This window comes from Thiohalorhabdus denitrificans (genome assembly GCF_001399755.1).
GTDB lineage: Bacteria > Pseudomonadota > Gammaproteobacteria > Thiohalorhabdales > Thiohalorhabdaceae > Thiohalorhabdus > Thiohalorhabdus denitrificans.
Window position 1 is genome coordinate 166,816 of the sequence record NZ_LJCP01000007.1, and the last position, 23,324, is coordinate 190,139.

Here is a 23,324-nt window from a genome sequence, read left to right on the forward strand (position 1 = left end):
CGTCCTCGGTCAGGTCAGGTCCATCCGGCTTCTCTCCCCCTTCAGCATGAGCGCCACCGCCGCCCCGGAAACCAGCACCAGGAACAGCGCGGGCACAGCCCCGCGCCCGAAGTAGCCCGCCTCGTAGACCCGCCACAGGTGGGTGGCCAGCGTCTCGAAGCCGGTGGGCCGTAGCAGCAGGGTGGCCGGCAGCTCGCGCATGGCCTCCAGGAACACCAGCGCCGCGGCGGCCAGCAGGCCGGGCAGGATCAGCGGCAGGGTCACCCGCCGGAAGGCCTCGCCCGGGCCGGCCCCCAGCGAGCGCGCGGCGCCCACCAGGCTGCCCTCGGCGCGCTCCAGCGGGGCCCGGATGTTCCCCACCGCAAGCGGCAGGAAGCGCACCACGTAGGCGAACACCAGCAGCGCCAGGGACTGGTAGAGGAAGTCCAGGTTCAGACCCACCACCACCAGCGCGGTTCCCAGGACGATCCCCGGCACCCCAAAGCCCACGTAGGCCGCCCGCTCCAGCAGCCGGCCCAGGCGGCCGGTGGTGGCGGCGTAGGCCACCGGCAGGGCGGCCGCCACCGCCGCCAGGGCGGCCAGCAGCGAGGCGGTGGCGGAGTTCATCAGGGTGGCCGGGTCGAAGCCGGCGCCGCCCTCGCGCACCAGCCACAGCCCGAAGACGCCGATGGGGACGGCGAGGGCCGCGGTCAGCACCAGCACCATGCCGGCCATTGCCAGCGCCTTGCCCGCCCGCCCCAGGGCCAGCTCCGGCGGCCGGCCCGGGGCCTCGCGCACCGCGCCCACCCGCGACTCCAGGAACAGCACCACCGCCACCAGCGCCAGCAGGGCGATGGACAGCCACGCCGCGCGGTCCAGGCCGAAGGCGTTGTACTCCACGAAGATCACCCGGGTGAAGGTGTCCACCCGCATGATGGCCGGGGTGCCGAAATCGGACAGGGTGTACAGCGCCACCAGCAGCCCGCCCGCCGCCACGCTGTTGCGCGCCCGCGGCAGCACCACCCGCCACAGCGCCTGGCGCAGGGGCATGCCCAGCGTGCGCGCCGCCTCCAGCGTGCTGGCGTCCAGGTTGCGCAGGGCCGCCCGCGTGGCCAGTAGCACGAAGGGGTAGGTGTACAGCGTCATCACCAGGGTGCCTCCGGCCAGGCCGTCCACGTTGGGCAGCGGCAGGCCGGTAAGGGCCTGGATCTCGCCGCCCGGGCCGAAGCCCGCGAAGTAGGCGAATGCCCCCAGGTAGCTGGGCACCGCCAGGGGGGCCGCCAGCAGCCCCGTCCACACCCGGCGGCCGGGCAGGTCGGCGTAGGCGGTGACGAACGCCAGGGGCACCCCCACCAGGATGGCCCCCACCACGGTTAGGCCGGTGAGCAGCAGGCTGTTGGCCGCCACCTCCAGGGTGCGGGCGCCCAGGGCCACGTCGGCGCCGACGCCCATCCCCAGCAGCACCGCCACCGGGGTCAGGGCGGCGGCCGCCACCAGGGCGCTCAGGCCGAGGACGATCGGGGCGCGGGTCACAGCACCCCCGCGCGCCGCATGAGATCGAGGGTGGGCTGCAGGTCGCCAAGCCGGGTGAGATCCACCCGCGGCGCCTGGATCTCATCCATGGCCGGTAGCGCCTCCGGCGTGGGGACTTCCGGCACCAGGGGGATCTCGTAGGCTTCCCGGGCCAGGTAGCCCTGCACCTCCCGGGACAGCAGGTAGCGGATAAAGTTGTGGGCGGTCTCGCCGGGCTTGAGCACCGCCACCCCGGAGGTGTTGACCAGGGAACCGGCATCCTTCCGGGTGAAGGCCAGATCCACCTTGGCGTCGGGCTTCCCGGCCTTGAGCCGCAGGGTGTAGTAGTGGTTGGCCAGACTCAGGTCCACCTCGCCCTGGGAGGTGGCCAGGACCGCGCCCAGCTCACCGGCGTACTCCTTGGCGTTGGGCTTCATGGCCTCGAGCCAGTCCAGGGTGGCTTCCTCGCCCTCCAGCAGCCGCATGGCGGTGACGAAGGACTGGAAGGCGCCGTAGGCCGGCGCCCAGCCCACTTCCAGGCCGGACTCGGGCAGCGCCATGATGCTATCGGGGAGATCCTCCGGCTTCAGGCGCTCGGTGTTGTAGGCCAGTGTCCGCACGCGCCCGGAGATGGGGGCCATGCGCTCGAAGCGGAAGGGCGTCTTGAGCCGGTTGCGCAGCTCGGCGGGGATGGGGCTCGCCAGGCCGCGGTCGATCACTTGGCCCAGCGAGCTGGTGTCCACGGCCCAGAACAGGTCGGCGCGCGCGCCGCCGCGCTCGGCCTCGGCCACCAGGGTATTGGCCAGGGAGGAGGACGGCCCGCGCCGCAGCTCCAGGTTGAGGTCCGGGTTCCGGTCGCGGATGGCCTCCACCACCTTGGTGTACAGGCCGCCTTCCCCGCGCCCTAGATAGACCGTCAGATCCCCTTTTAGCTCGGGCAGATCCTCGACGGACAGGGCGGGGGGCGCCTCGCTCCCGCCGCCGTAGCAGCCGAGGAGGGGAGCCGTGGCCCCCAGGGCTCCCAGGGCCGTGGCGCCCCTCAGGAAGGTGCGGCGGTCCATGCTAGAAAACCTCGTTCTGGTCCTTGTCCGCCTCTTTCAGGAGCTCTTCCGAGCGGCCCAGGGCGTCCTTCATCTCGTCCACCTTGGCCCGAACCTCCTCCACGGGCGCACCCTGGTCGATCAGCCCCGGGAGTTCGCCGTTGAAGTCCTCTTCGAGGCGAGCGACGAGATCCGGATCCTGCTCGATCAGGCCGCCCTCGAGCCCCTCGAACTCGTTGAAGTAGGCGTCGTGGATGTGCTTTTTGGCGTCCTCGGAGTGGCCATCGGCGTACTCTTCCACGGCGTGGTCGAGCCCTTCCCGGATGCGGGCGAAGGAGGCCTCCGGGCCCGCGGCCTTGTCGCCCTCGGCCGCCCGGGACGCACCGTCCCCCTCCATCCCGGCCTTGAGCTTGAGTCCGCCCAGGCCCTCGTGCAGGGCGGCGGTCAGCCGGTCGGCGCGCTCACGCACCACGCCGGGGTCCTCCCCCTCCTCGACCGCCTGCCGCAGGCCGCTGATGGCCTGCCAGATGGGGGGATACAGGGGCGTGGCCACTTCCTCGACCGCCGCATGGTACTGCACCGCTTCCCATTTCTCCACGAAGCCGTCCACCTCGGCGGCCACGTCCTCTCCCTGGGCGTACCGCTCCGCGAGGGTGTCCAGATGCCGGCCGAGCTTCCGGACGTCCGCGCCGTAGTCGTCGAGGTGGTCCTGGAATTCCTCGACGTGCTCGCCCTTCTCCCCGTGGCCCAGGGCCAGCCCGGGCGTCAGGAGGGCGCCGGCGAGCAGCCCCCCCGCCAGGATAGCCGTACCGCCGAACCGCTGTGCCATGCCAAACCCTCCGGGTGATTGCTCCGTTCGATCCAGGAAATAAAACTCATTTTCATTCTCCTGTAAACCCCCAGATGCGGTGCGCCATTACGCCCGGAGGCCGCCGGGTACAGGAGAAGGATGTTTTTCAGGGATGAGCAGGGGGTTCGTGGGGTTTTCGGGCAAGCGCGGCAGGGAATTGCGCCGCCCCGGGAGGAGGCGCGGCGGTGGAAGGGCTTGCCCCCGCCGGGCCCGCCCTCTCGGGGCGGGCCGGCAGGCGGCGGCTACATCAGGTCCTCGCGGATGGCGTCGATCCCGGCGGCGGCGCATTCGTCGTCGATCGTGCCGCTGGGGGCCCCGGAGACCCCGATGCCGGCCACGATCCGGCCCCCGGTCTCGATGATCTTGCCGCCGCCGAGCACGGTGACCCGGGGCAGGTGCTGGATGCCGTAGGCCTCGTCGCCGGGACCGGCCATGTCCCGTAGCTCCAGGGTGTCGGTGCGGAAGCTGATGGCGGTCCAGGCCTTGCTCACGGCGGTCTCGGTGGTGTGCGGTCCGGCGAACCGGTCCCGCTTCAGGGCCTGGGTATTGCCCCCGCGGTCCACCACGGCCGCGGTCACCTGGGCGTCGCGGTCCCGGCATTCCGTCATGGCCGCCTCCACGGCCTTCATGGCGGTCTCGGGCACCAGCCCGGGGGTGTTGAAGGTGCCCTCCGCGGCCGGAGCCGAGAGGGAGGTCAGGACCAGCGAGGCCCCTGCCAGGAGGGAAAGGGCGGTGCGAGGCATGGCTGACTCCTTTCAGGCCGGGCCGCTTCCGGCGACACGGACCCAATCGCGTGGGAAATGGATTCCCCTTTTCCTCCAACATAGTGGGGCCGTTCGCCCGGGGCAATGCGGAAGAGGCCCCAAGGGGGCACGCGCCCGGGCTGGCGGAACCGCCGTGATCGGGTCAGGAGCCGTAGAGGCTGGCGAGCACGGCCCAGGCCACCGCGCCCATGAGGAGCAGGAAGGCGGTGCCGCTGGTCCCCCAGCCCCATCGGTCCGTGGCCAGGATCCGCCGTCGCCAGGGGCGCCACGTCATGGCGTACAGGGTGGCCCAGGTGCCGTCCATGGCCCGTCCCAGCCGGAACAGGGCCGCCCGGGCCCCGGTGGTCCGGCCCCTGAGCCACCGCAGCCCGGCGGCCGCTGCCACGTACAGGTCGCCCGCCGGTACGGTGCCGGTGGGGAGCGGTCCCCAGCGGCGGGCGACCCCCGCCCCGGCCAGCGCCAGCAAGGCGCCCGCCGTCACCGGCCAGAGGGCCCCGACCAGCTCGGCGGGTGCCAGGGTCTTGAGCTGCCAGGCGCGCAGGGGCCCCCACACCCAGGTCAGGGCCAGGGAGGCGGCCACGGTGGCGAGCCACGGGCCCAGCAACCAACCGCCCGGCGGGGCTTGCGGCTCGGCACGGCCCAGGAGGAACAGGAAACGGGCCATGAGCAGGGTGGTGGCGGCGGCCCCGAGGCCCAGCAGGAGCTCGAAGGGGACCGCCGCCAGTCCGGGGGCCTCCTTGAGGGCCTCCTTGAGCCCGGTCTTGGCCGCGGCGCCGGAGGTCCCGGGCAGGCCGGCGATGGTCAGGGCGGGGAGGACGAAGGCCGCACCCAGGGCGGCCCGGGCGGCGCGGCCGGGGTACCGGGCACCTTGCAGGCCGGTGCTCAGGAACAGCGCCCCCTTGGCCAGGCCGTGGTGGAGGGCGTAGGCCAGGACCGCGGGCAGGAGTGCGCCCCAGGCGGCGGGCGCCGCCAGCCCCACCCCCACGGCCCCCGCCAGCCAGCCCATCTGGCTGATGCTGGAATAGGCCAGCACGGTCTTGGGGTCGCGCTGCGGCAGGCCCACCGCCACCATCAGGAAGGCCCCGGCCAGGCCCATGGCCATCAGATAGGCGCCCAGGCCCGGCAACGCCGCCTCTCCCAGCGGCAGGAAGCGCAGCCAGCCCAGGAGCCCGGCCTTGATCATGGTGCCGGAGAGCACGGCGCTGGCCGGGGAGGGTGCCGCCGGGTGGGCAAGGGGCAGCCAGAAATGCAGCGGCAGGAGCCCCGCCTTCACGCCCAGGCCCACCACCAGCAGGACCTCCCACCAGGGCGAGCCCAGGCCTCCGCCGACGGTGAACAGCAGGCCGGCGAGCACGGCCATCTCCCCAGTCACCGCCGCCCCCAGATAGACATTGGCCGCCCGCCGGGTGAATGGCGTTCCGGTGTGGATGATCAGCCCGTAGGCCGACAGGCCCATGAGGGAGAAGAAGGCGAGGAAGGCCGGCGGATCCTGGGCCACGGTGAGACCCAGGTTGCCGGCCATGCACAACAGGTAGAAGCCCAGGAAGCGCCGCGTCCCGGGCTTCCCGTCCAGGTAGCCGCGGGCGAAGCCGGCGGCGGCCGTCCACAGGAAGGCCGCCAGCAGCAGGAACACGCGGCCTACCGGGTCCATTTCCAGCCGGATGCCGGTGAGCACCCACGGCAGCTGCAAAGCGGCGCCGTCGGGCAGGAGCAGGGCGGCGGCCAGGCCGGGCAGGCCCCAGAGCGGGGCGAGGGCCAGGGCGCGGCGCCCGGACAGGGCCAGGGTGGCCAGTCCCGCCAGGGGCGCCAGCCAGGCGAGCGCCAGCAGGGCCTCTGCCCTGGCGGGTGCCAGGTCGGCGAGCGGCGTCACGGCGCCACCTCCCGGAAGCTGATGAGCCGGGCCCACTGCAGGGCGCTGAAGGGGGTGCTGGCGAGGAGGCCGAGCAGTAGGGCCAGCACGGCGGTTACCAGCGGCGGGGCCAGCAGCATCCAGTGGGCCTCCAGGCGGCGTCCGGACGCCGGCCACTCCCGCTCGGGGGGCTTGAACCAGGCCACGTAGAGGACGGGCAGGAAGTAGGCGGCGTTGAGCAGACCGCTCAGGGCCAGCACCCCCACCACCCAGGGCTTCTCTACCCCTAGGCCGCCCAGGCCCAGGTACCACTTGGTGATGAACCCGGCGGTGGGCGGGGCGCCGATCATGCCCAGCGCCCCCACGGTAAAGGCGGCCATGGTCCCGGGCATGCGCCGGCCGACCCCGGCCATCTCGGAGATGCGGTGCACCCCCAGGGTCTCGGCGAGGGCGCCGGCGCAGAAGAACAGGGTGATCTTCATGATGCCCTGGTGGACCAGGTGCATCAGGCCGCCCATGGTGGCGGTGGCCCCGCCCAGGGCCACGCCCAGGGTGATGTAGGCCACCTGGCTGATCGTGGAATAGGCCAGGCGCCGCTTGAGGTAGTCCTGGGCCAGCGCGCGCAGGGAGCCGTAGAGGATGGTAACGGTGGCGAGCAGGGCCAGCGGCGTCGCCAGACCGAGCGACGTCACCAGCGCGATCCCGTAGACCTCGTCCACCACCCGTACGATGCCGAAGGCGCCGGCCTTGACCACCGCCACCGCGTGGAGAAGGGCGCTCACCGGAGCCGGGGCGATCATGGCCACTGGCAGCCAGCCGTGCAGGGGGACCAGGCCCGCCTTGACCCCCATGCCCCCCACCAGCAGGGCGAAGATGACGGCAAGGGTGGCCGGGTCGGCGGCGCCCTCCGTCAGCACCCCGCCGGGCTCGAACTCCACCGGCCCGGCGATCTGGGTGAGCCACGCCATCCCCACCAGCAGCGCCAGGCCGCCGGCCAGGGTGTAGCCGAGGTAAACGCGGCCGGCGCGTACGGACTCGTCCGTGCCGCGGTGGACCACCAGCGGATAGGTGGCCAGGGTGAGCAGCTCGTAGAAGACGAAGAAGGTGAACAGGTTGCCCGCCAGAGCCAAGCCCAGGGTGGCGCTCACGCACAGGCTGAAGAAGCTGAAAAAGCGGCTGCGGTGGGGGGATCCCTCCAGGTAACCGATGGCGTAGATGGTGGTCAGCAGCCAGAGCGCCGCCGACAGGCCGGCCAGCAGCAGGGCCAGCGGGTCGGTCTGCAGCAGGATCTCGGTGCCAACCACGAACGGGATGCGGACGGTGTAGGCGTTGCCGCGGGCCGCCTCCGCCACCAGCAGGGTCACCACCCCCACCTGCAGCAGGGCTCCGGCGAGGTTCAGAACGGTGCGCAGCCCGTGGCGCGTTTCCGGCAGGAAGGCGATGACGATGCCCGGGCCCAAGGCCGAGAGCACCGCCGCCAGGGGGAGCAGGGCGCCCGGGCTCATGGGGACGGGCCTTGCAGGCCGAGCATGAGGGGCTCGAACACCGGGGCGAGAAAGCCCATGCCTACCGCCGCCACGGCCAGTAGCAGTGCGGAGACCTCCATGATGCGGGGCGGGGTACGCTCCAGCGGAGGCGGCTCCGTGCCGGCCTGGAACACCGGGACCAGGACCCGAAAGATGTAGCCGGTGGCCAGGAAGGTGCCGGCGGCGATCACCGCCAGCCACACCCAGGCCTCGGATTCGGCCATGGCCCGGAGCAGCAGCCACTTGCCCACAAAGCCGCCGGTGGGTGGCAGGCCGATGAGGCTGATCCCCGCCAGGGCGAAGGCCGCCGTGGAAACCGGGAGCTGCCGCAGGGTGTCCCCGATCCCCTCCAGCCGGTCGTTGCCCGCCGCCCACAGGCAGGTGCCGGCCATCAAAAACGCCCCGCCCTTGGCGAGGCCGTGGGAGAGGGCCAGATAGAGGGCACCCTCCTGGCCCAGGTTTCCCGCCACACCGGGCTCGCTGATCAGGGCGAAGGCGAGGAACAGGTAGCCGAGCTGGGCCACGGTGGAGTAGGCCACCAGGAGTTTGAGGCGCAGCGCCGCCAGCGCCTGCACGGAGCCCCAGAGCACGGCCACGGCCCCCAGGGAGCCGATGAGGGCGGTGCCCGTGGCCACCTCCCAGCCCCCGTACACCCAGAACCAGTAGCGCAGGAGCAGGAAGAAGCCGGCCTTGACCACCAGCCCGGAGAGCACCGCGCTCACCGGGCCGGGGGCCCGGCTGTGCGCGCCGGGCAGCCAGAAGTGCAGGGGGAACAGGGCGGTCTTCATCAGCAGGCCGGCGGTGATCACGGCCAGGGCCCCCACGGCCTCGGGGCCCGGCTCCACGGCCTCCGCCAGGGAGGCCAGGTCCAGGAGGCCGTGCTCGGCGTACAGCAGGGCCACGCCGGCCAGGTAGGCCAGGGAGCCCGCCAGGCTCACCAGCAGATAGCGCAGGGCGGCGCGTAGGGCCCCGGCATCGCCCGCCACCGCCACCAGGGCCACCGCCGCCAGGCTGAGCACCTCCAGGGCCACGTAGGCGTTGAAGGCGTCCCCGGCGAGGAACAGGGCGTTCAGGCCCGCCCAGAGCATCCACCACAGGGGCCAGAAGGCCCGCTCCCTGGGATCCGGGCGGCCGTCGGGGTCGCGGTGGCCGGCCCAGTAGCCCAGGGCGTAGAAGGTGGCCGCGCCGCTGACCACGGTGGTGAGGCCCAGCAACAGCACGCTCAGGGGATCGGCCAGCAGCGCGATCCCCGGTGGCGCGGGCCAGCCGCCGATGGCGTAGCGCCGGGCGCCCTCCGTCGCCACCTCCCCGCCCGCCGCCGCCAGGGCGGCAGCGATCCCGGCCGTGCCCGCCACCGCCGCCCAGCGCCGCAGCTCCGGGAAGACGAAGACAAGCAGGGCCACGGCCAGGGGCAGCATCGGGAGGGCGACCACGGCGAGCAAGGGCCTACTCCTCGCCCGGGCGGTGGCCGCCTTCCACCGAATGGATGCGGCGGATCAGGGCCAGGGCCAAAGCGGTGGCGCTTACCGCCACCACGAGGCCGGTGAGGACCATGGCGTGGGGGACGGGGTCCGGCGGGCCCTCCTCCCGGTAGGCCGTGGCCACCAGGATCAGGAACACCCCGCTACCGGACACGTTCAGGCCCAACACCTTGCGCAGGAAGCGCTCCCGCACCAGGAGGGCGTGGATGCCCAGGGCGAACAGCAGGGCGCCGGCGACGCCGTGGATCAGGTCGGGGCCAGGGCTCACGGGGAGGACTCCGGTAGGGGCCGCGGGCCGGTGGTCTCGAAGAGGAGTACCAGCACAGCTGCAATGGAGAGGGTGGCGGCGGTCTCGATGGTTACCACCAGGACGTAGCGCAGCGGCTCGGGGTAGTCCAGGAAGCCGCCCGTGCGGGCCATCACCCCCATGCCCACGGCGACGAAGACCAGGGTGCCGAAGGTCGCCAGCGCCGCGCGGCGCCGCGGCGGGGCCAGCAGAGGCAGCGGATGGCCGGCGAGGCGGAGCAGGATGCCCGCCGCCGCCAGGACCGCGGCGGCCTGGAAGGCCCCGCCGGTCTGGGATGAGCCGTTCCACAGCAGGGCCCCCGCCACCACCACCATGACGGGGGCTAGGACCCGGACCAGGCCGCGGAGCACGTAGGGGGCCGGGGCGGGGGTGGCGATCAGGGGGCGGCCCAGGATCCAGATTCCCATGAGGGCCTCCACCAGCACTGCGGTCTCCAGCAGGGTGTCGTAGCTGCGCGCATCGAGCAGCACCCGGGTCACCGGATTGGTGATCTTGCCGGGCTCCCCCAGGGCGGGAGGCTCCGGCGGGGACCCCAGCAGCAGCCGGGCCACCAGCACCACCATCAGCCCGCCCAGGAGGGCCGCCAGCAGCCCGGCCAGCCACAGGGAGGCGGCGGTCCAGCGGTCCGCCGTCGGCTCCGGGTCGGCGGGGTGGGTCTCCACCCCGGCCAGGGTATTCAGGAACAAGGCGCCGGTGACCCCGGCCCCGATGGCCGCCTCCGCCAGGGCCAGGTCGGGCGCCTCGAGGCGCAGCCAGACCACCGCCAGCAGGAGGCCGAAGACGATGAACTGGACCCCCGCCTGGAATAGGTCGTCCACGCGCAGCAGTCGCCACGCCAGCCACAGCAGCAGCCCGGCCAGGAGGCCGTCGAGGGCCCAGCCGAGGCTCAAGGGCCCGGCTCCCCGGGGTCCCGCCGAACGGCGGCGCGGCCGAGCAGCGTGGCGAGGGAAGCACTGGCGGCCAGCGCCAGCAGCCATATGAGCACCAGCAGGGCGGCGGTAGCCGCCTCCCCCGCGCGCAGGGCCAGGCCCAGGGCCACCAGGCCCAGGCCCAGGTTGTCCGCCTTGGTAAGGGCGTGCAGGCGCGTCAGGGTGTCCGGGAAGCGCAGCAGGGCCACCGTGCCGGCCGCAAAAAAGAAAAGACCGGCACCAATGAGGCCAAAGGCCAGCAGGTCAGTCATCGGGGTCCTCCTCCGGCTCGGCGGCGACGTAGCGGCGCACGAAGGCCACCCCGGAGATGGCCGCCAGCAGCACCAGGACCAGCGCCACGGTGCGGGCGTCGGCGGCACCCTCGCCCAGGCTCAGCAGGAGCACCACCCCCGCCCCCGTGGTGCCCAGGAGCAGGGCCACCAGCATGCGGTCCACCGGCCCCGGGCCGTAGACGAGCCGTACCAGGCCGATGCTGGAGATGAGGAGCAGGAGCAGGGCGGGGCCCTCGGCGATCATTCCGGAGGCTCCAGGGCGATGCCGAACAGGCGGGCGATCCACGTCTCCAGGGAGGCCAGATTCCGGGTCAGGGGGGCGGTTCGGTCCAGGACGTGGATGTCCAGATCCCCCGCCCGGTCGGCGAGAAAGAGGGTCCCGGGCAGGAGGCTGAGGACGTTGCCGAAGAGGAGGCGCGGCGGACCCGCCGGCAGCCGGCAGGGGTAGGTGATCCGGCCCGGGGCGAGGGGCAGGGCCGGCCGGAAGGCCCGCATGGCCACATCCCAGCCGCCGCGTAGGGACAGCAGCAGGAACACGGGGAGGAAGGCGGCTGCCGCCAGGGGCCGCAGGGCGAAGGCCGGCCCCGCCTGGAGGCGGGCGGCCAGGCCCACGGCCGCCGCGATGAAGGGAAGGCCCAGGGCCCAGGAGGCGGCGGACCCGCCGGTGAGGAGGGCCCAGAGGAGGGCAAGAGTCGCTGCGAGGAGGAGGCTCCTGACCACGTTTCCTCCCGCGTTTGCTCGGGACTGGCCGGTGGGCTCAGGCGGGGAAGCGCACCTCGGCCTGGCCGGTGGTCCACTCCCAGACCGCCACCCGGTCGCGCCCGGACTCCTTGGCCCCATACAAGGCCCGGTCCGCCTCGCGGAACAGCTTGTCGAAATCGCGCGCCGGTTCGTCCACGTGCTGGGCGGTGATGCCCACCGAGGCGGTGACCGGCGGGTCCAGGGGCAGATCCGCCAGGCGCTGGCGCAGCCGCTCCCCCCGCAGCGCGGCCTGGGCGCGGTCTGCCCGGTCCAGGACCACCACGAACTCCTCCCCGCCGTAGCGGGCGATGAGGTCCACCTCCTGGAACTCCTCCTCCAGGGCCTCGGCCACCATCTTCAGGGTCCGGTCGCCGTGGTCGTGGCCGTAGGTGTCGTTGATATGCTTGAAATGGTCCAGGTCCATGACCAGCAGCGCAAGGGGGTGTTCCGAGCGCTGGGCGCGGTCGAGGATGGCGGGGGCCTCGCCGTTCAGGAATCGCTTGTTGTAGAGGTTGGTCAGGCCGTCGGTGACGGAGAGGCGCTCCATGGCCTTCTTCTGGGTATAGAGCTTCTTGTAGGCGTGGCGCAGGGCCAGGAGGTTGCGCAGGCGGGCGTACAGCTCCTCGGGATGAAAGGGCTTGTAGATGAAGTCGTTGGCCCCGGCGCGCAGGCTGCCGATGCGGTGGTCCGTCTCCTCGGCGCTGGTGAGCACCAGAACCGGCAGGAGGGAGAGGTCATCGTTGCGCGCGCGGATGCGCTCCACCAGGTCCAGGCCGGTGAGCTGGCCGTCGAGGAAGAAATCGGACAGGACGAGGTCGAACTCGAAGCCGAGAACCTCCAGGGCCTGCTCCGCCGTGGTCACGTGGCGCACCTGGAGGCCGAACTGCTCCAGGTAGTGGACAGTGACCGCCGCGGAGGTCTGGCTGTCCTCGACGAACAGCACCCGGCCGCGCAGGCTCTGCTCCTCCCACGGTTGGCGCTGGGGGGCGTCGCTCGGGGACGTCGGGGTTTCCGGGGTGGTCATGGTGGTCGCCCGTTCTTGATCGCAAGCGGGAGGGGGTAGACAGTCTACGACTATAGCCGAGTCCTTCCATCCGAGGGAAGGCCTGTCCGTTCCCTCCGTCACCGGGTGTCCGCCTTGCCTGAAAGCGGGCGGCGCCGTACCATTTCCTGCTTTTCGAGCACCGGGGAAGGGAAATCATGCGCACCCACCTTTGCAACGACCTGCGCCGGGAGCACATCGGCGCGGAGATCCGGGTCAGCGGCTGGGTCCACCGCCGGCGGGACCACGGCGGGGTCATCTTCGTGGACCTGCGGGACCGCTCCGGCCTGTTGCAGGTGGTGTTCCACCCGCCGGAGGAGTACGGCGCCGGCGAGGCACCTGCCTTCGACTTCGACCGGGCCCACCAGCTGCGCAACGAGTGGGTGATCGCCGTGCGCGGCGTGCTCCGCGAGCGCCCCGAGGGCACGGTGAACCCCGAGCTGCCCACCGGCGAGGTGGAGCTGGAGGTGCTGGAGCTGGAGGTGCTGAACCAGGCCGACACGCCGCCCTTCCAGCTCGACGAGGCCGACGAGGTGGGCGAGGACATCCGGCTGCGCCACCGCTACATCGACCTGCGCCGCCCGGAGATGGCCGCCAACCTGCGCCTGCGCCACCGCGTGGTGCAGACCATGCGGCGCTACCTCGACGATCGCGACTTCCTGGAGGTGGAGACCCCGGTGCTCACCCGCTCCACCCCCGAGGGGGCGCGCGACTACCTGGTGCCCTCGCGCACCCATCCGGGCAGCTTCTTCGCCCTGCCGCAAAGCCCGCAGCTGTTCAAGCAGCTGCTCATGACCGCGGGCATGGAGCGCTACTACCAGGTGGCCAAGTGCTTCCGCGACGAGGACCTGCGCGCCGACCGCCAGCCCGAATTCACCCAGCTCGATCTGGAGATGTCCTTCCTCGACGAGGAGGCCATCATGCAGATGATGGAGGGTATGGTGCGGGCGGTGTTCGACGCCGTGGGGGCCGACTCCCTGCCCGATCCCTTTCCGCGCATGACCTACGCGGAGGCCACCCGCCGCTTCGGCAGCGACCGGCCGGACATGCGGAATCCTCTGGAGCTCACCGAGCTCACCGAGGTTATGGCCGAGGTGGAGTTCAAGGTCTTCCGCGAGCCCGCCACCAGCGGCGGCCGCGTGGCCGCCCTGCGCCTGCCCGGCGGCGGCGAGCTGTCGCGCAAGGAGATCGACGACTACACCGAGTTCGTCGGCCGCTACGGCGCCAAGGGCCTGGCCTACATCAAGGTCAACGACAAGGCCAAGGGCAGCGAGGGGCTGCAGTCCCCTATCCTCAAGTTCCTGCCCGAGGACGTCGTGGCCACGATCCTGGAGCGCACCGGCGCCGAGGATGGGGACATGGTGTTCTTCGGCGCCGACACCCGCAAGGTGGTGAACGAGGCCCTGGGCGCCCTGCGCGAGCAGCTGGCCCGCGACCGCGGCCTGCTGGCCCCCGGCTGGCGGCCGCTGTGGATCACCGACTTCCCCATGTTCGAGTGGGACGAGGACGCCAAGCGCTACGAGCCGCTCCACCACCCGTTCACGGCGCCCTATCCGGAGCACCTCGACAAGCTGGAGTCGGACCCCGGAGCCGCGCTGTCCCGCGCCTACGACCTGGTGCTGAACGGGGCCGAGGTGGGCGGCGGCTCCATCCGCATCCACGATCCGGAGACTCAGCGCCGGGTGTTCAACGCCCTCGGCATCGGCGAGGAGGAGGCCCAGGAGAAGTTCGGCTTCCTGCTGGACGCCTTCCGCTACGGCGCCCCGCCCCATGGCGGCCTGGCCTTCGGCCTGGACCGGCTGGTGGCCCTGCTGGCGGGCGCCGACTCCATCCGCGACGTCATCGCCTTCCCCAAGACCCAGCGGGCCAGTTGCCTGCTCACCCGGGCGCCCTCCGAAGTGGACCCCGAGCAGCTCAAGGAGCTCGGCCTGCGGGTCAGCCGCACCACCCAGGGCGGCGGCAGCTAGGCGCCGGCCGTGGCCGCAGGGGCCTCCGCGCGTCCGGTGATCCTGGTCCACGGCCTGTGGATGGCGGCACCGGTAATGATCCCCCTGGCGCGGCGGCTGCGCCGCGCCGGCTTTCCCACCCACCGTTTCGGCTACCCCACCCGCCACGCCACCGTCGCCGACCACGCCGAGCGCCTCGACGCCTGGCTCGCCGCGCGCTTCACGCCCGGGGAGCCCCTGGGCTTCGTGGGCCACAGCCTCGGCGGCGTCGTGCTGCGCGCCCTGGCCGAGCGGCGCCCCGAATGGTTCGCGGAGGGCCGCACGGTCATGCTCGGTACCCCCAACCAGGGCTCCGCCGGCGCCGCCTTCATCGCCCAGTGGGGCCCGGGCCGCTGGTGGCTGGGGGTGGCCGGCCGCGAGCTGCGGGCGGGAGCCGATCTCTCCTGGCCCGTACCCCCGGGAGAGGTGGCGGTGCTGGCGGGGGCCCGCTCGCGCTGGTGGACCCGCTGGCTCCTGGAGGAGCCCAACGACGGGCTGGTGACGGTGGCCGAGGCCTGCCTGCCCGGCGCCGAGCTGCGCACCCTCCCCGCCGGCCATACCGGCATGATCTTCAACCGGCGGGTTGCCGAAGCAACCGCTCACTTCCTCGCTGAGGGTCGGCTGGACGGTCATGGCGAGCCGCCCCCCGCCTTGTGCTAGAATTGCCGCCGGGCGGGGTAGCGCCCCCATCCTCGTATCCAAATCCCCCGGCCGGACCAGGGATCGGCCGCACCAGCAGGAGGTTCGGGAACTATGGCCGGGCATAGCAAATGGGCTAACATCAAGCACCGCAAGGCGGCGCAGGACGCCAAGCGGGGCAAGATCTTCACGCGGCTGATCAAGGAGATCACCGTGGCGGCCCGTCTCGGCGGCGGCGACCCCGAGGCCAATCCGCGCCTGCGGCAGGCCGTGGACAAGGCCCTATCCAATAACATGCCCAAGGACAACATCGACCGCGCCATCAAGCGCGGCACGGGCGAGCTGGAGGGGGTCAGCTACGAGGAGGTCACCTACGAGGGTTACGCGCCCGGCGGGGTGGCGGTGCTCGTGGAGTGCATGACCGACAACAAGAACCGCACCGTGGGGGAGATCCGGCACATCTTCTCCAAGGCCGGCGGCAACCTCGGCGAGGACGGCTCGGCGGCCTACATCTTCCACAAGACCGGCATGCTCATCTTCGACGGCGAGGCCGTGGAGGAGGACGCCCTCATGGAGGCGGCCATGGAGGCCGGGGCCGACGACATCCAGACCGAGGACGGCCAGCAGGTGGTCTACACCACCCCCCAGGACTTCGAGGACGTGAAGGCCGCCCTGGTGGAGAGCGGCTTCGAGCCCCAGGTGGCCGAGGTCACCATGAAGCCCGACAATACCGTGCGGGTGGAGGGCGACAAGGCGGAGAAGGTCCTCAAGCTCCTGGACGCCCTGGAGGACCACGACGACGTGCAGAACGTCTACGCCAACTACGACATCCCCGACGAGGTGTTCGAGCAGGTGAGCGTCTAGGGCGCTCGGGAGCATGCGCACCCTGGGGATCGATCCGGGCTCCCGCATCACCGGCATCGGGGTGGTCGAGCAGAGCGGGGGTCGGTTGCGCGTCCTCCACTACGCCGCCCTGCGGCTGGGGGACGGGCCCTTCCCTGACCGGCTGGGACACCTGTTCCGGGAGGTGCGGACGGCGGCGGGGAGCTACGCGGTGGACGCCGCCGCCGTGGAGACGGTCTACGTGAAGCGGAACGTGGAATCGGCCCTGAAGCTCGGCCAGGCGCGGGGCGCCGCCATCGCCGCGCTGGTGGAGGCAGGGCTGCCCGTGGGGGAATACACCCCCGCCCGCATCAAGGAGGCGGTGGTGGGGCGCGGTACGGCGAGCAAGGACCAGGTGGGGTTCATGGTGCAGCGGCTACTGGGGCTGGAGGAGGCGCCCCCTGAGGACGCCGCCGACGCCCTCGGCGTGGCGGTCTGCCACCTCCACCACCTGCAGGCCGCGGTCCGGGTCCCCGGCAGGGGACGACGCCGGTGATCGGACGCCTGCGCGGACCCATCCTGGAGAAGGCGCCCCCCACCCTGATCGTGGAGGCTGGCGGCGTGGGCTACACCGTCGACGCCCCGCTGTCCACCATCTACCACCTGCCCGCCGTGGGCGAGGAGGTGAACCTGCGCGTGCACACCGTGGTACGCGAGGACGCCATCCAGCTCTACGGCTTCCTCACCGCCGACGAGCAGCGCCTGTTCGTCGCCTTGCTGCGGGTGACCGGGGTGGGCGCCAAGCTCGCCCTGCAGGTGCTCTCCGGGCTGCCCCCCGCCGAGCTTTGGCGCTGCATCCAGGAGGAGGACCTCAAGCGCATGAGCAGCGTCCCGGGGATCGGCAAGAAGACCGCCCAGCGCCTGGTCATGGAGCTGCGGGACACCCTCGATGCGCCCGGCGGCGCGGAGGGTTTCGAAACGGTGGCCGGGGGGGCGGCCCCGGCCGGTGGCGGGGCGCGGCGGGAGGCGGTGGCGGCGCTGCAGGAGCTGGGCTACGGCAGCGACCAGGCCGAGCAGGCCGTGGCCGGGATCCACGAGGAGGGCCTGACGGTGGAGGAGCTCCTCAAGCGCAGCCTCCAGAGCATGGCCAGGTAGGTGCCCATGGAGCCCACGGACGAGTCCTCCCGCGTCATCGACCCCGGCGCCGCCCCCGGGGAAGGGCGGGGCGAGCCCGTCATGCGCCCGGAGCGGCTGGCGGACTACGAGGGCCAACCGCGGGTGCGCGAGCACCTGGAGGTGTTCATCCCCGCGGCCCGGGAGCGCGGCGAGCCCCTGGACCACTGCCTGCTGTTCGGGCCGCCCGGCCTGGGCAAGACCACCCTGGCCCACATCGTCGCCAACGAGATGGACGCCGGCCTCAAGGTCACCTCGGGCCCGGTGCTGGAGAAGGCCGGGGACCTCGCCGCCCTGCTCACCAACCTCGCCCCCCACGACGTGCTGTTCATCGACGAGATCCACCGGCTGTCGCCGGCGGTGGAGGAGGTCCTCTATCCGGCCATGGAGGACTACCAGATCGACATCGTCATCGGCGAGGGTCCGGCGGCGCGCTCCATCAAGCTGGACCTGCCCCCCTTCACCCTGGTGGGGGCCACCACCCGCGCCGGCCTCCTGACGTCGCCGCTGCGCGACCGCTTCGGCATCACCATGCGCCTGGACTTCTACGGGCTGGAGGACCTCGCCCGGATCGTCCAGCGCTCCGCCCGTCTCCTGGGGGTGACAGTGGAGCCCGAGGGGGCCCTGGAGATCGCCCGTCGCTCGCGGGGGACACCGCGGGTGGCCAACCGCCTGCTGCGACGGGTGCGCGACCTCGCCGAGGTGCGGGCCGACGGCGTGGTGACCGCCGCCGTGGCGGAGGAGGGGCTGACCATGCTGGAGGTGGATCCGGCCGGCCTCGACAAGTTGGACCAGAAATTGCTTTCCGCCCTGATCGGCAAGTTCGAGGGGGGGCCCGTGGGCCTCACCAACCTGGCGGCGGCCATCGGCGAGGAGGCGGACACCATCGAGGACGTCCTCGAGCCCTATCTGATCCAGCAGGGCTACGTGCAGCGCACCGCCCGCGGCCGCTGCGCCACGGGGCTGGCCTACCGCCACCTCGGCCTCGACCCGGAGAATCCGGGCGGCGGCGAGGGCCAGGGGCGGCTACTGTGAGATTCACCGGCACGCCAGGGCCCGGTCCCGTGCCCCGCGATAGGAGGCTGTGAATGTCGGTGGTGGGGGAATGGCCGCTGCGGGTGTACTACGAGGACACCGACCACGGCGGCGGCGTCTACTACGCCAATTACCTGAAGTTCTTCGAGCGCGGACGCACCGAACTGCTGCGGACCCTGGGCTTCGAGCAGGACGACCTGCTGGGCCGGGAGGGGCTGCTTTTCGTGGTGCGGCGGGTGGAGGTGGACTACCTGCGGCCGGCGGTGTTCAACGACGCCCTGCGGGTGGTAACGGAGGTCGCCGACCTCGGTCGGGCCCGGGTGGACTTCCACCAGCGCATCCTCCGCGAGGGGGAGAACAAGCCCCTCTGTCAGGGCCGGGTCCGGGTCGCCTGCGTGGGCGCCGAGGACTTCCGGCCCCAGCCGATTCCCCATACGGTTCGCCAGGCCCTGGGCTTCGGCGCATCGTGACCATCCCCTAATCAAGGAGAGCAGCACGTTATGCAAGGGGAGACCACCCACACCGCCTGGGACCTGATTCTCGGGGCCGGCCCGCTGGTGCAGATGGTGATGCTGCTGCTGGTGCTGGCCTCGCTGACCTCCTGGATCATTATCTACGTCAAAGGACGCCAGCTCCTGGGCGCGGCCCGCGCCGAGGCGGCCTTCTCCGGGGTCTACCACCAGGCCCGGGACCTTGACCAGCTGATGTCCGCCGTGAACCGCCAGGACGCCGCCGCGCGGAGCGGCTCGGCGGCGGTGCTGCGTTCCGGCTACCGGCAATTCCAGCGCTTCCGCGAGGAGGGGCTGCCGCTGCCCGAGCTGCGCGAGGCGGGGCGACGGGCCATGCGGGTCGCCATGAGCGAGGAGGTGGACCGCCTCGACCGCACCTTGGCCATCCTTGCCGTGGTGGCCTCCAGCGCCCCGTTCGTGGGCCTGTTCGGCACCGTCTGGGGCATCATGAACAGCTTCCAGAACATCGGCGCCACGGGGCAGGCCACCCTAGCGGTGGTGGCGCCCGGCATCGCCGAGGCGCTGATCGCCACCGCCTTCGGCCTTGCCGCGGCCATCCCCGCCGTGATCGCCTACAACATGCTGACCCGGCGGGTTGAGCACCACCAGACCCGGCTGGAGAACTTCATGGACGAGCTCACCGGCGTCCTGGAACGGCAGGCGCGGACCTGATGGCCTACCGTCGACGCAAGCTCATGGGGGAGATCAACATCATCCCTCTCGTGGACGTGGTGCTGGTGCTGCTGGTGGTGTTCATGATGACCGCCCCCATGCTCACGCGGGGCGTGGACGTGGACCTGCCGGAGGCGAGCTCCCAGCCGGTTGCCACCCAGGACGAGCCCCTGGAGGTGACGGTTCGCGAGGACGGCGTCTACCTCCAGAAGACCCGCATCGCTGATCCGCAGGAGAAGCTGGTCCCCAAGGTGCGCGCCCTGCTTGAGGAGCAGCCCGGCCAGCACGTCCTGCTGCGGGGCCAGCGAACCGTGGATTACGAGGCGGTGGTGGTGACCCTGAACCTGCTGCGTGAGGGGGGCATCCGGCAGGTGGACCTCGTGACCAAGCCGACGGATACGTGATGCGCCGGACCTGGATCCAGGGGGCCCTGTTTTCCCTGGGCATCCACTTGCTGGTCGTAGCCGGGGGCTGGGCCTGGACCCTGGTGCGCCATCCGGAGCCCCCGGATACGCCGCCCATCCAGGCCCGTCTGGTTAGCGCCGAGCCTGAGCCGAAGGCCGAGCCCGAGCCGGAACCGGAACCGGAACCGGAGCCCGAACCGGAGCCGGAGCCCGAACCCGAGCCGGAGCCCGAACCCGAGCCGGAACCCGAGCCCGAGCCGGAACCCGAGCCCGAACCCGAGCCGGAACCCGAACCGGAGCCGGAACCCGAACCCGAACCCGAGCCCGAGCCCGAACCCGAGCCCGAACCCGAGCCCGAACCCGAGCCCGAGCCGGAGCCCGAGCCGGAGCCCGAGCCGGAGCCCGAGCCCGAGCCGGAGCCCGAGCCCGAGCCCGAGCCCGAGCCCGAGCCGGAGCCGGAGCCGGAGCCGGAGCCGGAGCCGGAGCCGGAGCCGGAGCCGGAGCCGGAGCCCGAACCCGAACCCGAACCCGAACCCGAACCCGAACCCGAGCCGGAGCCCGAGCCCGAGCCCGAGCCGGAACCGGAACCGGAACCGGAACCGGAACCGGAACCGGAACCGGAACCGGAACCCGAGCCGGAACCCGAGCCGGAACCCGAGCCGGAACCCGAGCCCGAAAAGGAGGAGCCCATCCTCAGCGAGGACCTCTCAAACCGGATCGAGGAGGCGTCCAGCAAGTCGGACGAGCCCTCCTCCATCCGGCACCGCCGGGCCCGGACCCAGTTCGTCGGCGCGGTGCAGGCGGCCGTGCAGGATCAATGGCTGGTGCCGCCGGCGCTCACGGAGCGGGAGGACCTGCAGGCCACGGTTCGCGTGTCGCTTACCCCCGACGGGGAGCTGGCGGCGCCCCCCAAGGTCGTGGCATCCAATGGGCCGGGCTACTTCAATAGCTCCGTGGTGCGGGCGGTGGAGAAGGCGGCGCCCTTCCCCATGCCCGACGGCCCGACCCGCTACTTCCAGGAATTCGAGCTCAATTTCAGCCCGGACATGGCCCAATGACCCGCAAGCTATCCGCCATCGCCGCCCTGGCCCTGCTGGCCCTCCTCAGTCGGCCGGCCGGTGCCATCCTTTCCATCGATATCACCCAGGGGGTGCGCGACCCCTTGCCCGTCGCCCTGGTGGATTTCTCCTGGGAGGGGGACGGTGAGCGGCCCTTCGAGGTGGGGGAGGTAATCGGGCAGGATCTGCGTCGATCCGGGATGTTCCGGATGATCGAGCCCGAGGCCTTCATCAGCCGGCCCCACCGGCCGGGGGACGTGGAGTACAAGGATTGGCGCCTGGTGGGCGCCGACGCCCTGGTCATCGGCCGCATGGCCCCGGCCGGGGACGGTCGGGTGGAGGTCCGCTTCCGGCTCTTCGATGTCTACGCCCAGGAGCAGATCGCCGGGATGCGCTACCGAGTGCGGCCGGAGGGCCTGCGCGGGGTGGGGCACCGCGTCGCCGACACCATCCACGAAAAGCTGGTGGGCTGGCCCGGCTCCTTCGCCACGCGGATCGCCTACGTGGAGCGGGGGGAGGACGGCTTCCGGCTCATGGTCGCCGACGCCGACGGCGCCCGGGCCCGGCAGGTGCTTACCAGCTCGGACCCCATCATGTCCCCCGCCTGGTCCCGGGATGGCGAGAAGCTCGTGTACGTCTCCTTCGAGCAACAGGGTTCCGTGGTCTACATGCAGGACCTCGACACCGGGAAGCGCACGACCGTCGCCTCCTTCGACGGGATCAACTCCTCCCCCGCGTTCTCCCCGGACGGCACGCGCATGGCACTGACCCTGTCCCGGGACGGGAACTCGGAAATCTACGTCCTCGACCTGCTGGACCGTGGGCTCACCCGGGTGACCCGCCACTGGGCCATCGATACGGAGCCCACCTGGTCGCCGGACGGCGACAGCCTCATCTTCACCTCCGACCGGGGCGGAAGGCCGCAGCTGTACCGGACGCCGGTGAAGGGCGGCGAGGTGGAGCGCCTGACCTTCGAGGGGAAGTACAACGCCGCGCCCACTTGGTCTCCCGATGGAAAACGGGTAGCCTTCGTTCACGGCGACGGCAATGAATTCGCCGTGGCCGTGATGAATCTCGAAGGGGACGGGAACATACGTACCCTGACCCCGATGGGCCAGAACGAATCGCCGAGCTTCGCCCCCAACAGCCGCACGATCCTGTACGCCACGCGGGGCGAGGAGGGGGGCGGAGAGCTGGGAACCGTCTCGGTGGATGGCAACGTCCATCAGCGTCTCAAACCCGAGAGCGCCGGGGACATCCGGGAGCCGGCCTGGTCCCCGCGGAAACCGTAACCGGCACGACAGGAGAACTGGATGCACAAAAAAGGTGGGATTACCGTGTGGACGGGCCTGACGGCCCTGATGTTGGCCCTGGCCGGCTGCGCCAGCACCGGCGAGCAGGATGTGGAGGGCGGACCGGCCGAGGGTGCCGAGGCCGCGCAGGCGGAGGAAGGCACCGCGGGGGCCGAGGCCCGGGGCCTGGAGGGCGACGCCGTGGGTGACGCCGACGCCCTGGGCGCCGAGGAGCGGCAGGCCGGCGAGGAAGCGGCCACCCGGCCGGACCAGGAGCGGGTCTTCTTCGCCTTCGACAGCTCCGAGCTCAACGAGGAGGCCCGTGAGGTCCTGCGTTCCCACGCCGACTACCTGAAGGCCAACGGCGATATCCAGGTGGCCCTGGAAGGCCACACCGACGAGCGGGGCAGCCGGGAGTACAACCTGGCCCTGGGCGAGCGCCGGGCCGAATCCGTGAAGCGCCTCCTGGTGGTGCAGGGGGTGGAGTCGGAGCGGCTGGAAGTGACCAGCTTCGGCGAGGAGAAGCCCATGGTGGAGGGCAGCAATGAAGAGGCCTACGCCAAGAACCGCCGTGTGCGCCTTCGCTACCAGCAGTAAGGGGAGAGCCACGTGAAACTGGTGCGCCTGGCCACCGTAAGCACGGTGGCCGCCACCCTGGCGGGCTGTCTGCCGCCACCGCCGGGAGCGGCCGGTGGCGGCGGGCAGAATCCCCAGGCCAAGCTGGAGCAGCGGGTGGCGGCCATGGAGGAGGAGCTGGCGGAGCTCCGCGAGGCCCAGAAGCGGTCCGGCGCCTCGGGCATGCAGGAGGGCGTGGAGGCCCTGGCCCTGGATGTGGAGGAGCTGCGCAGCAACATACGCACCCACCAGGGGGACATGGAGGTCCTCGAGCACCGGGTGGAGCGCCTGGACAAGCGGCAGCGCCGCCTCTACGAGGACATCGACGCCCGCCTGCGCCGCCTGGAGCGTGCCTCGGAGGATGGGGCCGGCAAGGCGGACGCCGAGGAAGACGGGCCCGCGGACGGGGAGGAATCCGGCGAGGCCGCCTCCGCGGAGGAGGCCTACCAGAACGCCTTCACCAAGATCCAGGAAAACGCCTATCAGGAGGCGGTGAAGGGCTTCCAGCGGTTCCTGGAGGAGTATCCCGACAGCGACCTGGCTCCCAATGCCCAGTACTGGCTGGGCGAGGCCCACTACGTGCTCCGGGAGTTCGAGCGGGCCCTGAAGGAGTTCAACCGGGTCCTGAAGGAGTACCCCGACAGCCAGAAGGCCCCCGCGGCGCTGCTCAAGATCGGGTATTCCTTCTACGAGCTGGACGACATGGAGGGCGCAAGGGAGGCCCTGACCCGGGTCCGGGAGCGCTTCCCCGATTCCTCCGAGGCGCGCCTGGCTCGTCAGCGGCTCAATCGCATGGAGGAGGACGCTTCCTAGAAGTGGCCCCACCGT

The 23,324-nt window shown here is 71.8% G+C and carries 26 protein-coding genes; 13 read left to right on the forward strand and 13 right to left on the reverse strand.

Translation table 11 applies throughout. The annotated features are described in order from the left end of the window. Window positions 1–9 precede the first annotated feature (9 nt). The 13 genes from AN478_RS03985 to AN478_RS04045 form a co-directional block, all read right to left on the reverse strand. Window positions 10–1,512: an ABC transporter permease gene (locus AN478_RS03985; RefSeq protein WP_054965328.1), complete on the reverse strand. Its 1,503-nt coding sequence runs from the start codon at window positions 1,510–1,512 to the stop codon at window positions 10–12. After that, the gene (locus AN478_RS03990; RefSeq protein WP_054965329.1) at window positions 1,509–2,552 is read right to left on the reverse strand and encodes an extracellular solute-binding protein; all 1,044 of its coding nucleotides are present in this window, start codon (window positions 2,550–2,552) and stop codon (window positions 1,509–1,511) included. The genes AN478_RS03985 and AN478_RS03990 overlap by 4 nt, the downstream gene beginning before the upstream one ends. Before the next feature lies 1 nt (window position 2,553). Further along, window positions 2,554–3,360 (reverse strand): hypothetical protein, encoded by an 807-nt coding sequence (locus AN478_RS03995; RefSeq protein ID WP_054965330.1) that lies wholly within the window; start codon window positions 3,358–3,360, stop codon window positions 2,554–2,556. A gap of 263 nt (window positions 3,361–3,623) precedes the next feature. Next, window positions 3,624–4,124 carry a GlcG/HbpS family heme-binding protein gene (locus AN478_RS04000; RefSeq protein ID WP_054965331.1) on the reverse strand — a complete coding sequence of 167 codons (501 nt, stop codon included), beginning with the start codon at window positions 4,122–4,124 and terminating at the stop codon, window positions 3,624–3,626. Window positions 4,125–4,287: 163 nt separating this feature from the next. Further along, window positions 4,288–6,015 (reverse strand): complex I subunit 5 family protein, encoded by a 1,728-nt coding sequence (locus AN478_RS04005; protein WP_054965332.1) that lies wholly within the window; start codon window positions 6,013–6,015, stop codon window positions 4,288–4,290. Further along, a complete protein-coding gene (locus AN478_RS04010) occupies window positions 6,012–7,499 on the reverse strand; it encodes a complex I subunit 5 family protein (RefSeq protein WP_054965333.1) in 1,488 nt (495 codons plus the stop codon). Before AN478_RS04010 ends, AN478_RS04005 begins: the two co-directional genes overlap by 4 nt. Continuing rightward, complete coding sequence (locus AN478_RS04015; RefSeq protein ID WP_231627330.1) at window positions 7,496–8,953, reverse strand: complex I subunit 5 family protein; 1,458 nt, start codon at window positions 8,951–8,953, stop codon at window positions 7,496–7,498. The genes AN478_RS04010 and AN478_RS04015 overlap by 4 nt, the downstream gene beginning before the upstream one ends. 13 nt (window positions 8,954–8,966) lie before the next feature. Further along, window positions 8,967–9,269, reverse strand: a complete 303-nt coding sequence (locus AN478_RS04020) for a cation:proton antiporter subunit C (RefSeq protein ID WP_074471379.1) — start codon at window positions 9,267–9,269, stop codon at window positions 8,967–8,969. Beyond that, window positions 9,266–10,198, reverse strand: coding sequence for a hydrogenase subunit MbhD domain-containing protein (locus AN478_RS14665; protein WP_054965334.1), 933 nt, complete (start codon window positions 10,196–10,198; stop codon window positions 9,266–9,268). Before AN478_RS14665 ends, AN478_RS04020 begins: the two co-directional genes overlap by 4 nt. Continuing rightward, window positions 10,195–10,488 carry a cation:proton antiporter gene (locus AN478_RS04030; protein ID WP_054965335.1) on the reverse strand — a complete coding sequence of 98 codons (294 nt, stop codon included), beginning with the start codon at window positions 10,486–10,488 and terminating at the stop codon, window positions 10,195–10,197. The genes AN478_RS14665 and AN478_RS04030 overlap by 4 nt, the downstream gene beginning before the upstream one ends. Further along, window positions 10,481–10,753 carry a hypothetical protein gene (locus AN478_RS04035; protein WP_054965336.1) on the reverse strand — a complete coding sequence of 91 codons (273 nt, stop codon included), beginning with the start codon at window positions 10,751–10,753 and terminating at the stop codon, window positions 10,481–10,483. The genes AN478_RS04030 and AN478_RS04035 overlap by 8 nt, the downstream gene beginning before the upstream one ends. After that, entirely contained in the window at window positions 10,750–11,229 is a 480-nt protein-coding gene (locus AN478_RS04040; protein ID WP_054965337.1) for a Na+/H+ antiporter subunit E, read from the reverse strand. The genes AN478_RS04035 and AN478_RS04040 overlap by 4 nt, the downstream gene beginning before the upstream one ends. Before the next feature lie 37 nt (window positions 11,230–11,266). Further along, the gene (locus AN478_RS04045) at window positions 11,267–12,274 is read right to left on the reverse strand and encodes a GGDEF domain-containing response regulator (protein WP_054965338.1); all 1,008 of its coding nucleotides are present in this window, start codon (window positions 12,272–12,274) and stop codon (window positions 11,267–11,269) included. A gap of 176 nt (window positions 12,275–12,450) precedes the next feature. Between AN478_RS04045 and aspS the strand changes: the two genes are divergently transcribed. The 13 genes from aspS (at window position 12,451) to ybgF (ending at window position 23,309) form a co-directional block, all read left to right on the forward strand. Next, on the forward strand, window positions 12,451–14,259 hold the full coding sequence (aspS, locus tag AN478_RS04050; RefSeq protein WP_054965339.1) for an aspartate--tRNA ligase: 1,809 nt from the start codon (window positions 12,451–12,453) through the stop codon (window positions 14,257–14,259). Between the two features lie 9 nt (window positions 14,260–14,268). Next, complete coding sequence (locus tag AN478_RS04055) at window positions 14,269–14,937, forward strand: lipase family protein (RefSeq protein ID WP_143004131.1); 669 nt, start codon at window positions 14,269–14,271, stop codon at window positions 14,935–14,937. A 93-nt stretch (window positions 14,938–15,030) separates the two neighbouring features. Then, window positions 15,031–15,780 carry a YebC/PmpR family DNA-binding transcriptional regulator gene (locus AN478_RS04060; RefSeq protein WP_054965341.1) on the forward strand — a complete coding sequence of 250 codons (750 nt, stop codon included), beginning with the start codon at window positions 15,031–15,033 and terminating at the stop codon, window positions 15,778–15,780. 13 nt (window positions 15,781–15,793) lie between these two features. Continuing rightward, window positions 15,794–16,294 (forward strand): crossover junction endodeoxyribonuclease RuvC, encoded by a 501-nt coding sequence (gene ruvC, locus AN478_RS04065; protein WP_054965342.1) that lies wholly within the window; start codon window positions 15,794–15,796, stop codon window positions 16,292–16,294. Then, on the forward strand, window positions 16,291–16,893 hold the full coding sequence (ruvA, locus tag AN478_RS04070; protein WP_054965343.1) for a Holliday junction branch migration protein RuvA: 603 nt from the start codon (window positions 16,291–16,293) through the stop codon (window positions 16,891–16,893). Before ruvC ends, ruvA begins: the two co-directional genes overlap by 4 nt. Before the next feature lie 6 nt (window positions 16,894–16,899). Then, window positions 16,900–17,946, forward strand: a complete 1,047-nt coding sequence (gene ruvB, locus AN478_RS04075; RefSeq protein ID WP_054965344.1) for a Holliday junction branch migration DNA helicase RuvB — start codon at window positions 16,900–16,902, stop codon at window positions 17,944–17,946. Between the two features lie 53 nt (window positions 17,947–17,999). Then, window positions 18,000–18,416 (forward strand): tol-pal system-associated acyl-CoA thioesterase, encoded by a 417-nt coding sequence (gene ybgC / locus AN478_RS04080; RefSeq protein ID WP_143004130.1) that lies wholly within the window; start codon window positions 18,000–18,002, stop codon window positions 18,414–18,416. 30 nt (window positions 18,417–18,446) lie between these two features. Beyond that, complete coding sequence (gene tolQ / locus AN478_RS04085; protein ID WP_054965345.1) at window positions 18,447–19,127, forward strand: protein TolQ; 681 nt, start codon at window positions 18,447–18,449, stop codon at window positions 19,125–19,127. Beyond that, window positions 19,127–19,531, forward strand: coding sequence for a biopolymer transporter ExbD (locus tag AN478_RS04090; protein ID WP_054965346.1), 405 nt, complete (start codon window positions 19,127–19,129; stop codon window positions 19,529–19,531). Before tolQ ends, AN478_RS04090 begins: the two co-directional genes overlap by 1 nt. Beyond that, on the forward strand, window positions 19,531–20,589 hold the full coding sequence (locus AN478_RS04095; RefSeq protein WP_054965347.1) for an energy transducer TonB: 1,059 nt from the start codon (window positions 19,531–19,533) through the stop codon (window positions 20,587–20,589). The genes AN478_RS04090 and AN478_RS04095 overlap by 1 nt, the downstream gene beginning before the upstream one ends. Continuing rightward, entirely contained in the window at window positions 20,586–21,881 is a 1,296-nt protein-coding gene (tolB, locus tag AN478_RS04100) for a Tol-Pal system beta propeller repeat protein TolB (RefSeq protein ID WP_054965348.1), read from the forward strand. Before AN478_RS04095 ends, tolB begins: the two co-directional genes overlap by 4 nt. A gap of 21 nt (window positions 21,882–21,902) precedes the next feature. Further along, window positions 21,903–22,478, forward strand: a complete 576-nt coding sequence (pal, locus tag AN478_RS04105; protein WP_054965349.1) for a peptidoglycan-associated lipoprotein Pal — start codon at window positions 21,903–21,905, stop codon at window positions 22,476–22,478. 12 nt (window positions 22,479–22,490) lie between these two features. Continuing rightward, window positions 22,491–23,309 carry a tol-pal system protein YbgF gene (ybgF, locus tag AN478_RS04110; RefSeq protein WP_054965350.1) on the forward strand — a complete coding sequence of 273 codons (819 nt, stop codon included), beginning with the start codon at window positions 22,491–22,493 and terminating at the stop codon, window positions 23,307–23,309. Window positions 23,310–23,324 lie beyond the last annotated feature (15 nt).